The sequence below is a fragment of the Polaribacter sp. Q13 genome (assembly GCF_016858305.2).
Lineage (GTDB): Bacteria > Bacteroidota > Bacteroidia > Flavobacteriales > Flavobacteriaceae > Polaribacter.
This window is the reverse complement of record NZ_CP074436.1, coordinates 1,305,758-1,321,146: the sequence shown is the minus strand read 5'-3', so window position 1 is coordinate 1,321,146 and position 15,389 is coordinate 1,305,758. Positions and strand designations below refer to the sequence as shown.

General features: G+C 29.1%; 17 protein-coding genes. 8 read left to right on the top strand and 9 right to left on the bottom strand.

Features of this window, described 5'->3' with window-relative positions:
- Window positions 1-221: 221 nt before the first annotated feature.
- Window positions 222-761: an adenylosuccinate lyase gene (locus tag JOP69_RS05385; protein ID WP_203392122.1), complete on the bottom strand. Its 540-nt coding sequence runs from the start codon at window positions 759-761 to the stop codon at window positions 222-224.
- An 80-nt stretch (window positions 762-841) separates the two neighbouring features.
- On the opposite strand from JOP69_RS05385, the gene JOP69_RS05380 reads away from it, so the two are divergent.
- The 7 genes from JOP69_RS05380 to JOP69_RS05350 all read left to right on the top strand — a co-directional run bounded on the left by JOP69_RS05380 (window position 842) and on the right by JOP69_RS05350 (window position 6,917).
- A complete protein-coding gene (locus JOP69_RS05380; protein WP_203392123.1) occupies window positions 842-1,555 on the top strand; it encodes a toxin-antitoxin system YwqK family antitoxin in 714 nt (237 codons plus the stop codon).
- Between the two features lie 111 nt (window positions 1,556-1,666).
- A complete protein-coding gene (gene mnmA, locus JOP69_RS05375) occupies window positions 1,667-2,854 on the top strand; it encodes a tRNA 2-thiouridine(34) synthase MnmA (protein ID WP_203392124.1) in 1,188 nt (395 codons plus the stop codon).
- A 13-nt stretch (window positions 2,855-2,867) separates the two neighbouring features.
- Window positions 2,868-3,677 carry a toxin-antitoxin system YwqK family antitoxin gene (locus JOP69_RS05370; protein ID WP_203392125.1) on the top strand — a complete coding sequence of 270 codons (810 nt, stop codon included), beginning with the start codon at window positions 2,868-2,870 and terminating at the stop codon, window positions 3,675-3,677.
- 43 nt (window positions 3,678-3,720) lie between these two features.
- The gene (locus JOP69_RS05365) at window positions 3,721-5,382 is read left to right on the top strand and encodes a S8 family serine peptidase (protein ID WP_203392126.1); all 1,662 of its coding nucleotides are present in this window, start codon (window positions 3,721-3,723) and stop codon (window positions 5,380-5,382) included.
- Complete coding sequence (locus tag JOP69_RS05360; RefSeq protein ID WP_203392127.1) at window positions 5,382-6,323, top strand: nitronate monooxygenase family protein; 942 nt, start codon at window positions 5,382-5,384, stop codon at window positions 6,321-6,323. The genes JOP69_RS05365 and JOP69_RS05360 overlap by 1 nt, the downstream gene beginning before the upstream one ends.
- A 116-nt stretch (window positions 6,324-6,439) precedes the next feature.
- Entirely contained in the window at window positions 6,440-6,631 is a 192-nt protein-coding gene (locus tag JOP69_RS05355) for a cold-shock protein (protein WP_018943662.1), read from the top strand.
- A gap of 88 nt (window positions 6,632-6,719) precedes the next feature.
- A complete protein-coding gene (locus JOP69_RS05350) occupies window positions 6,720-6,917 on the top strand; it encodes a YwbE family protein (protein ID WP_284041439.1) in 198 nt (65 codons plus the stop codon).
- An 8-nt stretch (window positions 6,918-6,925) separates the two neighbouring features.
- Here the strand turns inward: JOP69_RS05350 and JOP69_RS05345 are convergent, their stop codons facing one another.
- Genes JOP69_RS05345 through mtaB form a run of 3 tightly spaced genes read right to left on the bottom strand, consistent with a single transcriptional unit; the run spans window position 6,926 to window position 9,890 of the window.
- Window positions 6,926-7,828, bottom strand: a complete 903-nt coding sequence (locus JOP69_RS05345; RefSeq protein ID WP_203392128.1) for a lytic transglycosylase domain-containing protein — start codon at window positions 7,826-7,828, stop codon at window positions 6,926-6,928.
- Between the two features lie 46 nt (window positions 7,829-7,874).
- Entirely contained in the window at window positions 7,875-8,534 is a 660-nt protein-coding gene (locus JOP69_RS05340; protein ID WP_203392129.1) for an alpha/beta hydrolase, read from the bottom strand.
- Between the two features lie 21 nt (window positions 8,535-8,555).
- Window positions 8,556-9,890, bottom strand: coding sequence for a tRNA (N(6)-L-threonylcarbamoyladenosine(37)-C(2))-methylthiotransferase MtaB (gene mtaB, locus JOP69_RS05335; RefSeq protein ID WP_203392130.1), 1,335 nt, complete (start codon window positions 9,888-9,890; stop codon window positions 8,556-8,558).
- Between the two features lie 126 nt (window positions 9,891-10,016).
- Between mtaB and JOP69_RS05330 the strand changes: the two genes are divergently transcribed.
- Window positions 10,017-10,514: a GNAT family N-acetyltransferase gene (locus JOP69_RS05330; RefSeq protein WP_203392131.1), complete on the top strand. Its 498-nt coding sequence runs from the start codon at window positions 10,017-10,019 to the stop codon at window positions 10,512-10,514.
- Window positions 10,515-10,572: 58 nt separating this feature from the next.
- Here the strand turns inward: JOP69_RS05330 and JOP69_RS05325 are convergent, their stop codons facing one another.
- Genes JOP69_RS05325 through JOP69_RS05305 form a run of 5 tightly spaced genes read right to left on the bottom strand, consistent with a single transcriptional unit; the run spans window position 10,573 to window position 15,259 of the window.
- On the bottom strand, window positions 10,573-11,583 hold the full coding sequence (locus JOP69_RS05325) for an endonuclease/exonuclease/phosphatase family protein (RefSeq protein ID WP_203392132.1): 1,011 nt from the start codon (window positions 11,581-11,583) through the stop codon (window positions 10,573-10,575).
- A 1-nt stretch (window position 11,584) separates the two neighbouring features.
- Entirely contained in the window at window positions 11,585-12,439 is an 855-nt protein-coding gene (locus tag JOP69_RS05320) for a rhomboid family intramembrane serine protease (RefSeq protein WP_203392133.1), read from the bottom strand.
- Window positions 12,439-13,167 carry a rhomboid family intramembrane serine protease gene (locus tag JOP69_RS05315; protein WP_203392134.1) on the bottom strand — a complete coding sequence of 243 codons (729 nt, stop codon included), beginning with the start codon at window positions 13,165-13,167 and terminating at the stop codon, window positions 12,439-12,441. The genes JOP69_RS05320 and JOP69_RS05315 overlap by 1 nt, the downstream gene beginning before the upstream one ends.
- A 2-nt stretch (window positions 13,168-13,169) precedes the next feature.
- Window positions 13,170-14,984 (bottom strand): DNA mismatch repair endonuclease MutL, encoded by a 1,815-nt coding sequence (mutL, locus tag JOP69_RS05310; RefSeq protein WP_203392135.1) that lies wholly within the window; start codon window positions 14,982-14,984, stop codon window positions 13,170-13,172.
- A complete protein-coding gene (locus JOP69_RS05305; protein WP_203392136.1) occupies window positions 14,984-15,259 on the bottom strand; it encodes a riboflavin synthase subunit beta in 276 nt (91 codons plus the stop codon). The genes mutL and JOP69_RS05305 overlap by 1 nt, the downstream gene beginning before the upstream one ends.
- Window positions 15,260-15,389 lie beyond the last annotated feature (130 nt).

The window sequence follows — 15,389 nt, the reverse complement described above, 5'->3', positions numbered from 1 at the left end:
ATTTAGCAGATTTATGATGTTTTTTGGATACGAATTTTATGAATTAACACATTTTTAATTGTCAGAAATTCACGATTTTTTTAATTATTAATTATGGCAAAGGTTGTTTCTTAAATTTTTAAAAAAGGTGAATGATTTTTAACTTTAGATATTATGTAAGCGCTCTTATTTTTTTTTACTAAATGAATTTTAGATAAAAAGAATCTGGGTTTCTAATTATTTTAAGTTCGTTTAGCTATCAAACTTAAAATAAATTTTCCACGTGCTTTACAGCCTTTACTTTCGTGAATAATTTTAGTTTCAATTAAATATTTTAATTCTGGGTGAATCCATTTTTTTTCTAAGCCAAAGAAGTACAACGTATTCATAGTATAGGCTCTTACCGCAATTTTTTGTGGTGTAATGAGCCAATCGAAACCTGTTTCTATTATGGCTTCTATTTGCAGATGGGAAAGTTTTTTTTTGATTTCATTTTCATTTTTTGCATAATAAGCAGTCGCTAAATGTTCGCAAATTTTGGCACAAGGTCTAATAGCACTATCAAATTTTAGAGATGCTATTTTTGAAGTAAACGCATCTAAATGTGGTAAAATCCACTCTAAATGATGATGCGTACATATCCATTCTAAAACCCAAGCTGCTTTTATAGAAACTTTATTTTCAATATCAAAAGTAATAGAAATCAATTCTTTAAATAAATTTTGATTTTCCAATACAATATTCGCAACTCTTTGTCGGTTTTCCCTTTTAGGGTTTTCCATATTATGGAGGTGTTCCGTTAAGAAATGAAGATTTGTTTTTGGCACTATTAATGTATATTTGTTTTCAAAATTAATACTAAATGTTAAATGTAAAGAGACTATTTTTTATTTTACTCTTTTTTGCCTGTTTTTTCACTAATGAAACAAGCAATGCTCAGAGAATTAATCAATTTGATCAGAATAAAAAAAGAACAGGTGTCTGGAAAAAATATTATTCCAATAAGAGAATACGGTATGTAGGCGAATTTAAAAAAGGAAAAGAAGTTGGCGTTTTTAAGTTTTATGATATTACTAGCTCTAAACATCCTGTTATTATAAAGACGTTTTTTACAGACTCTGATTCTTTATATGTTCAATTTTTTACATTAAATGGTAAAATTGAAACAGAGGGAGTTATAAATGGTAGAAAACGTGTTGGAAATTGGAAATATTTTTATTCTGATGGCAAAATTATGTCGGAAGAAAATTATAAAAACGGTAAATTAGATGGAGCTCAAATAATTTATTATCAAGACGGCCAGGTTACAGAGTTTGCCACTTATAAAAATGGTTTGTTAGATGGTGTTGCTAGTAAATATTCTGATAAACGGGTTCTTATTCAGGAGGTTACTTATAAAGAAGGAGTGTTAAACGGATTGGCGAAATACTTTGAACTCGACGGAAAATTAAAAGAAACTGGAAATTATAAAAACGGATTAAGAGTTGGCAATTGGGAATATTATATGGATGGGGAAGTGGCAACAGAAAAAGAACTAAGAAAGAAAAATACTTTTACTCGTAAAAAGGAAGATTGATTTTAGGCGTTTTTTCGTTATTCTATATAAAACAAAACAATAGCTACATCAATTCTTTCAATCTATAAAAACCATTTCTAATTTGTATCTTTGCAACCTCAAAAATTAAAAATGAAACGAGTAGTTGTTGGTCTTTCTGGTGGTGTAGATTCTAGTGTTACTGCACATTTATTAAAAGAACAAGGTTTTGATGTTATAGGACTTTTTATGAAAAATTGGCATGATGATTCTGTCACTATTTCTAATGAATGTCCTTGGTTAGAAGATTCTAATGATGCAATGATTGTTGCAGAAAAGCTAGGAATCCCTTTTCAAGTGGTAGATTTAAGTAACCTATACAAAGAACGTATTGTAGATTATATGTTCGATGAATATTCTAAAGGTAGAACGCCAAATCCGGATGTACTTTGTAACCGAGAAATAAAGTTTGATGCTTTTATGGACATTGCTTTAAAATTGGGTGCAGATTATGTGGCTACCGGTCATTATTGTAGAAAAGGAGAAGAGATTATCGATGGGAAACCAGTTTGTAAATTATTAGCAGGTAAGGATAATAATAAAGATCAGTCTTATTTTTTATGTCAATTATCTCAAGAACAATTAACAAAAGCATTATTCCCGATTGGTGAATTAACAAAACCAGAAGTAAGAAAAATTGCCAAAGAAGCAGATTTAATTACCGCAGAGAAGAAAGATTCTCAGGGTTTATGTTTTATTGGTAAAGTTCGTTTACCAGAGTTTTTACAACAAAAATTGCAACCTAAAGAAGGTGTAATTGTTACCATTCCAACGGATTTTGAGCAGTACACAAAACAAGCTCCTTCTTTTGAAAATAAAGAAAAGGAGTTAAAATATTATGCTACTAAATTTACTTACAATAAAGAAGATGGTAAAGTGGTTGGTAAACATCAAGGAGCACATTATTTTACGAAAGGACAACGTAAAGGCTTAAATGTTGGTGGCACAAAAGAAGGTTTATATGTAATTGAAACGGATGTTGTAGAAAATGTAATTTATACAGGAGAAGGTAAAAATCATCCAGGATTATATAGAAATGTGTTATTTGTTTCTAATGAAGAAATACATTGGATTCGTAAAGATTTAACACTAAAACCTGGTGAAAATATGCAAGTAGCTGCTAGAATTAGATACAGACAACCTTTAGAAAATGCTACTTTATATAAAGTAGAAACAGGTTTGTATGTTGCGTTCGAAAACCAACAATCTGCCATACAAGAAGGGCAATTTGTAGCTTGGTATAAAGAAGACGAATTATTAGGTTCTGGAGTTATCTCTTAAAGTTTAAAAAAATATGAAAAAGAAGTTTTTATTATTGTTTTGTTTCCTGGTTTCTGTATCAACTTTTTCTCAAAAAGATTCTGTTGTAAATTATTTAGACAGAAACTATAAGAAAATAAAGAAAGAACAAGCAACATACATTCAAACAATTGTTGAAAAAGATTCTTCTTGGTTAGGCACAGTTTACTTTGGAAGTGGAAAAATGAAACTTCAAGGTTCTTTTAAAGAGAAAAATCTTAAAACAAGAATAGGTGTTTTTAAGACGTTTGATGAAAAAGGAAATTTAAAATCTATTCAAGAATACAATTCCAAAGGAAAAAAGGAAGGTGTTTATACGTATTTTAATGATAACGGACAAAATATTACAAATGGATATTTTCTTAATGGAAAAAAAGAAGGAGTTTGGAATTATTTAGATGATCAAGAAAATAATAGAGCTAGAATTGTTTTTAAAAAAGGCAAAGTATTAAAGTACAATTTATGGGATGAAAAAGGAAATGTTTTAAATGAAAAGTTGATTTTATTTAGAAAACCAACCTATAAACGAGGAGACGAAGCTTTTAAATCAAAATTAAGACAAGAACTATTATCCGATTTAAAGAAAGAAGGTTTTAGCACTAATTTTTTAGTAAAATTTTTTATAAATGAATCTGGAAAAATTAAAAATATTCAGATTACTCCAAAGTTAGATGTTGTTTTTGAAGAAAAAATAATTGATTATTTTAGTAATGTAGAAGATATGGAACCTGCTATTATAGCAAATAGAAAAGTTAAATTCCCGCTAAAAGTCCCGATTATATTAAATAATACAAAAAAGCATTGATATAAATTATTTTAAAATCGTTAAAAAGTAGTAATTTCGGAATATGAAGAAATTACTACTTTTTTTATTTTTAAGTACTTTTATTCAAATTACAGCACAAGAAGATGCTTGGCTTTTTTTAAAAGATAAACCAAGTGAAACTTCTTTTTTAGAAACCCCCTTAACAATGCTTTCTCAAAGAGCATTAGATAGAAGATCTAAACTAAATATTTCTTTAGATTCTAAAGATGTTCCTGTTGAAGAAGCGTACTACAGCCAACTTAAAAATGATGTAAACATTGCTGTTTTAGGGAAATCTAAATGGCTAAATGCGATTCACATTCAAGGAGAAATAAGTGCTATTAATAATTTACGATCCACATATAATTTTATAGATCATATTGAGTTTGCTAATAAATCTTTAAATTTAAACGGAAAATCAAAAGGAAAAAAAATAACACCTAATCATTATAATAAGCTGAATGAAACCTTTATTGATTTTGATTATGGTGCTACCGATAATCAAATTAAAATGTTAAATGGAGATTATTTACATCAGCAAGGTTTAACAGGTGAGGGGCAAATAATAGCTATTATAGATGCCGGTTTTCCTAATGTAAATACCTTAGATGCTTTTAGTAGAATTAGAGATAATGGTCAAATATTAGGAGGTTATGATTTTGTTGAAAGAAGTACTGATTTTTATACGGGCGATAGCCACGGAACAAATGTTTTGTCTACCATTGGTGGTTATATAGAAAACGAATTTGTGGGTGCTGCCCCAGATGCTTCGTTTTATTTGTTTAGAACAGAAAACGGAGCAGTAGAAGTTCCTTTAGAGGAAACTTTATGGGTAGAAGCAGCTGAAAGGGCAGATAGTATTGGGGTAGATGTTATTAATACTTCTCTAGGATATACCACTTTTGATAATCCTAATTACAATTATTCTTACGCAGACATGGATGGTAAAACAACCTTTATTTCTAGAGGAGCAGAAATAGGTGCTTCTCGTGGCATGCTTTTAGTAAATTCGGTAGGTAATGATGGAGATAAAACATGGAAATATATGGGAGCACCTGCAGACTCAGCTTCTGTAATAAGTGTTGGAGCGGTAGATTTTTCTGGTAATATTGCTAGTTTTAGTTCTTTTGGACCAACTTCCGATGGAAGAATAAAACCAGAAATTTTGGCGAAAGGTCAAAATTCTACCGTTATAAATTATTATACAGGAGAAATAAGTACAGCATCTAGCGGAACCTCTTTTTCATCGCCTATTATGGCAGGTTTAATTGCGTGCCTAAATCAGCATGAAGGTAATTTGTTGAAATCATCATCAAAAACAGCTACAGATAATTTTAATACTTATTTAAAACAAGCTATTTATGAATCTGCGGATAAATTTAATAATCCTACGGACCAATATGGATATGGAATTCCGAATTTTGAGGTGGCTTTGAATAGTTATATTGCTAGTTTATCCGTGTTAAACAATGAGATTATCAACTTTAAAATATTTCCAAACCCTGCCGAAAGTGAGTTTCTAGTATCTACAGACAGTTTAAATAATTATACAATTCAGATATACACGGTTCTAGGAAAAAAAGTTCTAGAGAAATTAGATTCGAATTCTAAGTCTGTTGATATTTCTTTTTTAAATAAAGGTGTTTATATCTTAAAGATTTCAAAAGGAAATCAACATAAAACAATAAAGTTGATAAAAAAATAATGAAAAATAAAATCACGGAACTTTTTAAAGTAAAATACCCAATTGTTCAAGGAGGAATGGTTTGGGTGTCTGGTTGGAGATTAGCTTCTGCAGTTTCTAATGCTGGTGGCTTAGGTTTAATTGGTGCAGGTTCTATGTATCCAGATGTTTTAAGAGAACATATTATAAAATGTAAAAAAGCGACTTCTAAACCTTTTGGAGTAAATGTGCCAATGTTGTATCCTGAAATTGAAAAACTTATGGATATTATAGTGGAAGAAGGTGTGAAAATTGTTTTTACTTCTGCAGGAAATCCAAAAACGTGGACTAAATTTTTAAAGGAAAAAGGAATTACAGTTGTGCATGTAGTGAGTTCTGTAAAGTTTGCTTTAAAAGCCGAGGCAGCAGGTGTAGACGCTATTGTTTGTGAAGGTTTTGAAGCAGGCGGACATAATGGGAGAGAAGAAACGACCACTTTTACACTTATACCTATGGTAAAAGAACAAGTTAAAATACCTGTAATTGCAGCTGGTGGAATAGGAACCGGTAGAGGAATGTTGGCTGCTATGGTTTTAGGAGCGGATGGAGTGCAAATAGGAAGTAGATTTGCAGCAACAGTAGAATCTTCTGCACACATAAATTTTAAAAATACTATTATTGATGTTAAAGATGGGGATACTTATTTAACTTTAAAAGAGTTGGCTCCTGTACGTTTGGTGAAAAATAAATTTTATAATGATGTACAAAAATTGTATAAACAAAATCCATCTAAAAAAAATCTTATAGAATTATTAGGAAGAGCAAGATCTAAAAAAGGAATGTTTGAGGGAGATTTAGAGGAAGGGGAGTTAGAAATTGGTCAAATTGCTGGTTTAATTCATGAAATAATTCCTGTTAAAGACGTTTTTAAAGAGATAATTGATGAATTTAACTTAGTTAATTCGTTGATTATTAGTTTATAGTGCTTTTTTTTAAAAATATTTTAAATATTTTGTTCTGTTTGTTGTTTTTTGGCATTACATTTGCAATTCAATAAACGTTGTTAGGAATTAATTTAACAACATTATATTTTTTTATTATGAATAAAGGTACCGTAAAATTTTTCAATGAATCTAAAGGATTTGGATTTATCACTGAAGAAGGATCAAACAAAGAACATTTTGTACATGTGTCTGGATTAATTGACGAAATTCGTGAAAACGATGAAGTTGAATTTGACTTACAAGATGGAAAAAAAGGATTAAACGCAGTAAACGTAAGAGTATTATAATATATATTTATTACTAGTTAAATTTTTATCTAAAAGCCTATCAAATTTTGATAGGCTTTTTTTATTTTAGTACTTTAAAACTTTATGTATGATTGACGGTAGACAACGAAAAAATGTTAAGATTGGGTTATTTGTAGAAATTGTACAAAAACCACATCAAAGAAGTGGGGAGTTAACAGAAGGCGTAATTGCAAAAATTCTAACTAAATCTCAAAACCATCCGTATGGAATTAAAGTTCAGTTAGAATCTGGTTTGGTGGGTAGAATTAAAAATATTATTGAATAATAGGATTCTTAATTTACAGGTATTTTAATTTCGTATACTTTTCTACTCTTATTGTTCAGTTTGTTCTCTCTTAGCCAAGGATTGTATATTTTAAATTCTTTATAATTCATTCCGAATTTTTTAGCAAAATGAGTAATATTAGAAATTGCGGTGTCAACTTTTATAGTTCTAGTTGCTGCCAAGGTATATAAGTCTTCATTTTCAAAAACAAATCCATATTTTCTAGGGTTAGAAATTACTTCTTTTAGCGCAATAATTCTTAAAACATATCTTTCTGTCTCATCAGGTAGTTTAGCATCATAATAATTATCTACTTCTTGGGTTTCTAGTCGTTTACTAACTCCATAATTTCCTGCATTGTAAGCAGCAGCAGCTAAGGTCCAAGAGTTAAAACGTTCTTTAGATTTTATTAAATATTCTGCAGCAACTCTTGTAGATTTTTCAATATCATAACGTTCATCTACGTTACTATTTATTTCTAAACCATATTCTTTTCCTGTAGCCTTCATAAAATGCCACATACCTGCAGCACCTACATTAGAGGTTTCATCTATAAAAGCACTTTCTGCCAAGGCTAAAAATTTAAAATCGTCTGGCAAACCATATTTTTTAAGTAAAGGCTCTAAAATAGGAAAGTATTTATTAGCTCTTTTTATAAGTAACAACCCATTAGATTGCCAATAGGTATTTACTAATAATTCTCTTTCCATTCTTTCTTTAACATCTGGTATTTCTACAGGAACTCTTTCTCCGGCAAGATTTAAATTTGCAGGAAGTTTTAAAGCTTTTATTTTATAAGTTTTAGATGTACTAGTTTTAGGGTCAGTTTCATTTTTATTAATAGCGTTATAAAACAAGAAAGCTACTATTAGTACGCAAAATAGCGAAAGGAAACGGAAGGATTTATTCATAATATTAAATTTTTTAGTTATTTAAAAAGAAGGAAATATGCTGGTTTTAAGAAGTTAAAATAGCATCAATAATTTTAGATATTTTTTTTGCTTTCGTGATAATCATAATGTGGCTTCCGCCTTTAATCTCTATACAATTATCTATATTTTTAATAGGAAACACATGATCATCTGTACCATGAATATGAGTTATGTTTGTGTTTTTTTCTGTTTGTTCCCATCTAATAATAGTACCTATAGACCAGTTTAAGTATAATTTACTTCTAACCGAAAGATATTTTTTATAAATATCTGCTCTCTTTTTTAAAGATTTTCCTAAAAAATATTGAGCGTAATCTTCAAAATTAGAAACAACTTTTGTTGGAAAAAATTTATATGCTTTTGTGAATTTTACTACTCGAAACCTTTTTGGAAGTTCTTGATGATGTTTTACACTAGAAACGATAATAACTTTTTTCGTGTCTAAATATTTACTCATTTCTTGCACCATAATTCCCCCAAAAGAAACACCAATTAAAACAGGGTTTTCTGTTTTAACTTCTTCACACATTCTCATGGCATAGTTAGCAATCGTTTCTTCTTGTGCTACAGGCGTTATCCATTTTAAATAATGAATTTCATATTTGTCTTTTGGTAATTCTAAGTTTTCAAAAATTTCTGGTCCAGCAGCTAATCCAGGTACTAGGTAAATAGCAATTTTTTTCATGTTTTATAGAAATAATATTTTTTACGCTGTAATTTTATTTTTATCAAAATTAAATCTTACAAGACCATCTTCATCAATTTTGGTAAGTGTTATAGTGTGTAATGTATTCACTAACTCCGGATTCCAAGGTGTTTTAACTTTAACGTAATTTTCTGTAAAACCGTTTATAAAACCTTCTTTATTTTCGTTTTCAAACAAAACAGTTAATGTATTTCCTAATTGACTTTCATAAAAAGCACGCCTTTTTTTAGCAGATAAACCACGTAACATTTTACTACGCTTTGCACGTACTTTTTTAGGTATAACACCGTCTAAAAGAACAGCTTCTGTGTTAGGCCTTTCCGAATATGTAAAAACATGTAAATATGAAATATCCATTTCATTTAAATAGTTGTAGGTGTCTAAAAAGAGTTCATCCGTTTCACCAGGAAAACCTACAATAACATCTACACCAATACAAGCATTAGGCATTACTTCTTTAATTTTAGAAACTCTATTTGTATACGTATTGGTTAAATACCTACGTTTCATTTTCCTTAGTAATTCATCACTACCAGATTGTAGAGGTATGTGAAAATGAGGTACAAAGGAATTTGATTTTGATACAAAATCAATGGTTTCATCTTTTAATAAATTAGGTTCTATTGATGAAATTCGTAAACGATGAATGCCCTCAACTTTATCTAATTCTTTTACTAATTCTAAGAAAGTATGTTCGTGCTTTTTATTACCAAATTCACCTTTACCATAATCACCAATATTAACGCCAGTTAAAACGATTTCTTTAATTCCTTTAGATGATATTTCTTTGGCATTTTCAATCACATTTTCTAAAGTATCACTTCTAGAAATTCCACGAGCTAAAGGTATTGTACAATACGTACATTTATAATCGCAACCATCTTGCACTTTTAAAAAGGCTCGAGTTCTATCTCCTATGGAATAAGAGCCCACATAAAAATCTGCATCAGAAATTTCACAAGAGTGAACTTCACCAATATTATTTTTAGTTAAGTCGTTTATATAACTTGTAACATTAAATTTTTCTGTTGCTCCTAAAACTAAATCTACACCATCTACTGCAGCTAGTTCCTCTGGTTTTAATTGCGCATAACAACCAACAGCAATTAAAAAGGCATCATCATTTTTCTTTAAAGCATTTTTTACAATGGTTTTAAAGCGTTTATCGGCATTATCTGTAACGGAACAGGTGTTTATAACATAAACATCTGCTTTTTCTTCAAAATCTACACGTTCAAAACCTTCACTCACAAAATTACGAGCAATTGTAGATGTTTCCGAAAAATTTAATTTGCATCCTAAAGTGTAAAAGGCAACTTTTTTTTCTGCATTCATTCTAATAAGTTTGTTTAACTAAAAAACAAAACTTTAAAAAAAAGGATATATTTCTTAAAGTTCTAATTGTATATTTACAAATACTGTATTAAACAGTTTAGTAAGAGCAAAAGTACGACATTATTGATGATTTTTGAAACGGAAAGGTTAATTATTAGAAGACTAATTTTGGAAGATTTAGATGCATTTCATGAACTTGAGAGTAATGCTAATGTTCTAAAATATGCTACAGGTACACCAAAAACATTTATTGAAAATAAAGGAGAATTAAATTCTTTAATTTTAAGATATTATCAGCAAAAAAATGATTTTTGGATTTACGCAATCATTAGAAAAATAGACAATCAATTTATAGGAACAGTTGCCCTGGTAAAAGACAATTTAGATGATGAAATTGGATACCGATTTTTAGAAAAGTTATGGGGTTATGGTTTTGGAACAGAAGTTTGTGTTGGGTTAATTTCTTATTGTAAGAAAATTGGAATAAAAAAAATTGTAGGCTATGTTGTGGATAAGAATAAAGCTTCGGCAAAAATATTAGAAAAAAATGGCTTTACGGTAGTAAAGAAATTTATTAGTGATGATCTAAAGCTTCCTGAAACAAAATATAAATTGTATTTATAATTGAACGTAAATATGGGGTTGAAAAGTAAATTAAAGTATTTGTTAAGTATAAATAAATCTACCAATTAATTCTTGCCATTATAGGATAGTGATCGGAGTATTTTTCTGTATATGTTTTAAATTGATTTATTGTTGCTGTATTATCTGTTAAAATAAAATCTATCCTCATGGGAAAAGGGTAATCAAAACTTTTTCCAAATCCTTTACCTGCATCTATAAAAGCATCTTTTTTACCTCTAGAAATTTGGTTGTAAACCCAAGAATATGATGTGTTATTAAAATCTCCACAAACAATTTTTTTGCCTTTCCATTCTTTTTCATGGGCTAAAAAGAGTTCTGTCTGTTCTGCTTGTTTTTTAAAGGAATTTGTAACTCTTCTTAATAGTTTTTCTGAATTTTTTTGACCAAAATTTTCTTCATGCGGTCTTATTCCAAGAGATTCTAAATGTGTACCATAGATTCTTATAGTGTCTTTATCCTTTACAATATCCGCAAAAATTATATTATTAACCGTGTTTTTAAAATCGAAAGAACCAGAATTTATTATTTTATATTTAGAATAAATGGCCATTCCATATTTATGGTTTTTTTGCCCTAGCCTAATATATTTATAGGGAAATGAAATATTTACTTTTTTAGATTTGTAAAATTCTTGAACTACTAAAATGTCGGGATCTTTAACTTTAATAAATTCAAAACCATTTAGCTCTTTACCTTTAGAATCTTTTTTTATAAAAAGATCAAAAGATTTAACATTATAAGACATTACCTTTAAATCATTATTTAAAGCTGAGGTTTTACTAGAAATTTTAAAAAGAGGAGTAGAGAAAAAGAATCCTATTATTAAAACTAAAGAAGATAATAAAAGTTGTTTTTTTAGTTTTATTAACCAATAAAAGACAAAAATTATATTAATTATAATTAGTAAAGGGATAAAAGTACTTAAAACAACAAAAACAGGTAACGTTTTTGGAGAGATATAACGTAGAAAATAAGACAGCAATAAAATTGAAGCCAATAGCCCATTTATAGTGTATATAACCTTGTCAAAAAGCGATAATTTCTTCATGTTATTTTCTTCCTTGTTTAAACAAAAATTCTTTCTCGGCTTTGGTTAAAGTATCATAACCAGATTTACTAATTTTATCTAAAATACTATCTATTTGCTGCTGATTTAAATTGTTATTATTACTTGAATTAGCAGTCTTTTTAGGAGCTTTGTATACCGTTTTTAAAGGTTTCTGTTTTGATGAAAAAAAGGAAGAAAAATACTCCCAAATTTTTATTTCTTTATTTGCCGCTTTCTTAACGTAAAAAAAACCGAATAATGCGCCGCCTAAATGAGCAAAATGTCCTCCTGCATTACCTCCGGATAAGGCTAAAATATCTAAACCAACCCAAATGGCAGCAAGGTGCCAAAGTTTTACAAAACCAATAAAGCGTATTTTTAATTGATAATTAGGCATGTAGGTGGTTATGCCTATAAAAATGGCTGAAATTCCTGCGGAAGCCCCTACTAACATAGAAGATTGTCCTTGAAATAAGGGAAAATAATTTTGGCTTAAAATGAATAAAATTCCACCAAAAAGAGTTCCTAATAAGTAAAAAGTTAATAATTGTTTTTGTGTAAAATATTCTATAAATAGATTTCCAACAAAAAATAAGGTGATTAGATTTAAAAGAATATGTAAAAAGTCTGCATGCAAAAATCCATAAGTAATAATAGTCCATGGTTTTGTAAGTATAGAAGATAAGTTATCATCTAAAGAAAACCATTCTACTACCCAATTTATTTCTCCTTTATACAAATCTTGAAAAACAGAAACTAATAAGGTAAAAACAAAAACAGCAATATTTACGTAGATTAATTTTTCTACGATATTTCCACTTTTATAGCGGTTTTTTATTTCATCTATAAAACTCATTAACTTGATTTAAATTGATTTTTTTTCCAATACCAGGCAATAATAAAGCCTATTAAAGCACCACCAACATGAGCAAAGTGTGCTATATTTCCAATAGAATACTTTGTCATTCCAAAAAACAAATCACCTAAAATAATAACAGGAATAAAGTACTTTGCAGCAATAGGAACAGGGAAAAATATTAAAGCCAATTTTGCGTCTTTAAAATACATTCCAAAGGCAACTAAAACCCCATACACTGCTCCAGAAGCTCCAATTGCAGGAGTATGATATAAGCTGTAAAATTTATTCATAGTTTCGCTAGAAAGGGTAATAAGAGAATCATTATAACTACCACTATTTAATATGTTTTGAATATCTGAAGCATTTAATCCTAATGCTATAAGTTGATCGTATATTCCATTAAATTGATAATAATTAACTAAAGTATAAATAACTCCTGCTCCAATTCCGGCAGAAAAATAGAAGAATATAAACTTCTTTTTTCCCCACATTTGTTCTAAAGGTGTTCCAAAAGCCCATAAACCATACATATTAAATAATATATGACCAAAACTACCATGCATAAACATGTGAGTTACATATTGCCAAATTCCGAAATGTTCATTTTTAGGAAAATGTAAAGCCAAAACATTTGTTAAATCTATTTTTAAAAGTTGTGGAGCAACAAATAAAATTACATTTATAATAATTAAATGTTTTATAGCATCTGTAAGTTTATTATTCATTTTTAACTGTTAAATAGATTATCTATTTCGTTTAATGTTAGTGTTTTAAAAGTGGGTTTTCCAAAAGGAGAAACAGTAGGTTCTTTGCAAGAAAATAAATCATTTACCAAGCCTTCTTGTTCTCTTTCAGAAAGTTGAGTTCCTGTTTTTATAGACAATGTTTTTGCAAATGATTTAGCCATTACGTCAAAATGACTAAAACTAGCGTCTGGCACTTCTAAATCTATATCACTTAATAATTCTTCTAATATAATAGTTATTTTACTTTCTGTAACGGAAACCGGAATTCCTTTTATAGTAACACTATCTTTTGTAAATTCATCAAAAGAAAAACCTGCATTTTCTAATTCGGTTTTTATGGTATAAATCATTTCTATTTCTGCAGATGTATAAGAGATTTTAACCGGAAATAATAATTGCTGACTATTGGCTTCTTTTACGGTAATACTTTCTAAGAAATCTTCGTATAAAATACGCTGATGTGCTAAAGATTGATTTATTAAAACAACACCAGACTTTATAGAACTTAGTAAATATTTACGTTGAATTTGAAACGTTTTTTGTGTTTTTATTTCTTGCTGATTGTCAAATAATTCAGACTGTTTTTCTTCATCTGTAATAGCAACTGAAGTGTATAAAGACTCCCAACTTTGGGTTTGTGGTTCTCTTTTAAACGGCGTATGAATTTCTTTACTAGCCTCTTCTTTAAACGGATTAAAATCTGGATCTACAGATATTCTAGGAGTAGAAGTCGGTTTTGTTTTTGTATTAAACTCATAAGGAGTGTCTAAATTAGCATCTCTATTAAAATCTAAAAGAGGCGCTACATTGTACTGCCCTAAACTGTGCTTTACAGTGGCTCTTAACATGGCGTACAATGCTTTTTCATTATCAAACTTTATCTCCGTTTTTGTGGGATGTATATTGATGTCAATAGTGTTTGCAGGTACGGTTAAATACAAAAAGTAGGAGGGATGCGATCCCTGTTCTAACAAACCATCAAAGGCATTTACAACTGCATGATTTAAATAAGAACTTTTTATAAAACGATCATTTACAAAAAAGAATTGTTCTCCTCTTTTTCTTTTAGAAAATTCTGGTTTTGCAACAAAACCTTCTATACCAACAATATCTGTTTGTTCATTTATGGGAACTAATTTTTCATTCATTTTAGTACCGAAAACACTCACAATTCGTTTTCTTAAATTACTGCTTTTTAAATGATACACTTCATTATTGTTATGATGCATTAAAAAAGCAATAGTTGGATGCGCTAATGCTACTCTTTGAAATTCATCTATAATATGACGCGTTTCTACAGTATCCGATTTTAAAAAATTTCTTCTAGCAGGAATATTGTAAAATAAATTTTTTACAGCAATACTTGTTCCTTTACTGGTAGAAATAAAATCTTGTGATACAATTTTACTTCCTTCAATTTTTATACAAGTACCCAGTTCTTCGTTGTCTTGTTTTGTTTTTAACTCTACATGAGCAATTGCTGCAATAGAAGCCAAAGCTTCTCCTCTAAAACCTTTTGTGCTAAGGTTAAATAAATCTTCTGCTTTTTGAATTTTAGAAGTTGCATGACGCTCAAAACTCATTCTAGCATCTGTAGCGCTCATTCCTTTTCCGTTATCAATTACTTGAATTAACGTTTTTCCAGCATCTTTTAATAATAGTTTTATGTTGGTAGCACCTGCATCGATTGCATTTTCTAATAACTCTTTTACTACAGAAGCAGGACGTTGAACGACTTCTCCTGCAGCAATTTGGTTTGCAACATGATCTGGTAATAGTTGAATAATATCCGACATTAATTTTTATTGAAAATAGATAAATCGAAATCTATGATGTACAAAAAGATAAGTACCAAAATTGCGATGATAATAAAAAGTGTTTTGTTTACGCTTTTATCTGAGTTTTTTAGATCGTCAATAGCGTCACCAAATTTACCTTTAATCCCTTTATTTTTACCAGTAGTAGATCTAAATTGATCTAATTTATGTTCAATTTTAAAAGGACTTCCTTCTCCCTTGTAGAAGCGAGGTTGGTAATCAAATTTTTTATTAGTACGTTTTAAAAATCCCATAGTTTTAGTATTATTGGTTTATAATTTCTTGAATAAATCAAGGATTATACCAACTTATATAAGTATTTCAAATTTACAGAATTAAAAGTAATTCTTCAAAAAAAGATGTTAAAAGAGTTCTTAAAACTGT

What these genes read in the sequence shown, in the direction of transcription:
- JOP69_RS05385 (WP_203392122.1), bottom strand. Translation starts at nt 761, where the DNA reads ATGGAAAACCCTAAAAGGGAAAACCGACAAAGAGTTGCGAATATTGTA.
- JOP69_RS05380 (WP_203392123.1), top strand. Translation starts at nt 842, where the DNA reads ATGTTAAATGTAAAGAGACTATTTTTTATTTTACTCTTTTTTGCCTGT.
- mnmA (WP_203392124.1), top strand. Translation starts at nt 1,667, where the DNA reads ATGAAACGAGTAGTTGTTGGTCTTTCTGGTGGTGTAGATTCTAGTGTT.
- JOP69_RS05370 (WP_203392125.1), top strand. Translation starts at nt 2,868, where the DNA reads ATGAAAAAGAAGTTTTTATTATTGTTTTGTTTCCTGGTTTCTGTATCA.
- JOP69_RS05365 (WP_203392126.1), top strand. Translation starts at nt 3,721, where the DNA reads ATGAAGAAATTACTACTTTTTTTATTTTTAAGTACTTTTATTCAAATT.
- JOP69_RS05360 (WP_203392127.1), top strand. Translation starts at nt 5,382, where the DNA reads ATGAAAAATAAAATCACGGAACTTTTTAAAGTAAAATACCCAATTGTT.
- JOP69_RS05355 (WP_018943662.1), top strand. Translation starts at nt 6,440, where the DNA reads ATGAATAAAGGTACCGTAAAATTTTTCAATGAATCTAAAGGATTTGGA.
- JOP69_RS05350 (WP_284041439.1), top strand. Translation starts at nt 6,720, where the DNA reads ATGATTGACGGTAGACAACGAAAAAATGTTAAGATTGGGTTATTTGTA.
- JOP69_RS05345 (WP_203392128.1), bottom strand. Translation starts at nt 7,828, where the DNA reads ATGAATAAATCCTTCCGTTTCCTTTCGCTATTTTGCGTACTAATAGTA.
- JOP69_RS05340 (WP_203392129.1), bottom strand. Translation starts at nt 8,534, where the DNA reads ATGAAAAAAATTGCTATTTACCTAGTACCTGGATTAGCTGCTGGACCA.
- mtaB (WP_203392130.1), bottom strand. Translation starts at nt 9,890, where the DNA reads ATGAATGCAGAAAAAAAAGTTGCCTTTTACACTTTAGGATGCAAATTA.
- JOP69_RS05330 (WP_203392131.1), top strand. Translation starts at nt 10,017, where the DNA reads ATGATTTTTGAAACGGAAAGGTTAATTATTAGAAGACTAATTTTGGAA.
- JOP69_RS05325 (WP_203392132.1), bottom strand. Translation starts at nt 11,583, where the DNA reads ATGAAGAAATTATCGCTTTTTGACAAGGTTATATACACTATAAATGGG.
- JOP69_RS05320 (WP_203392133.1), bottom strand. Translation starts at nt 12,439, where the DNA reads ATGAGTTTTATAGATGAAATAAAAAACCGCTATAAAAGTGGAAATATC.
- JOP69_RS05315 (WP_203392134.1), bottom strand. Translation starts at nt 13,167, where the DNA reads ATGAATAATAAACTTACAGATGCTATAAAACATTTAATTATTATAAAT.
- mutL (WP_203392135.1), bottom strand. Translation starts at nt 14,984, where the DNA reads ATGTCGGATATTATTCAACTATTACCAGATCATGTTGCAAACCAAATT.
- JOP69_RS05305 (WP_203392136.1), bottom strand. Translation starts at nt 15,259, where the DNA reads ATGGGATTTTTAAAACGTACTAATAAAAAATTTGATTACCAACCTCGC.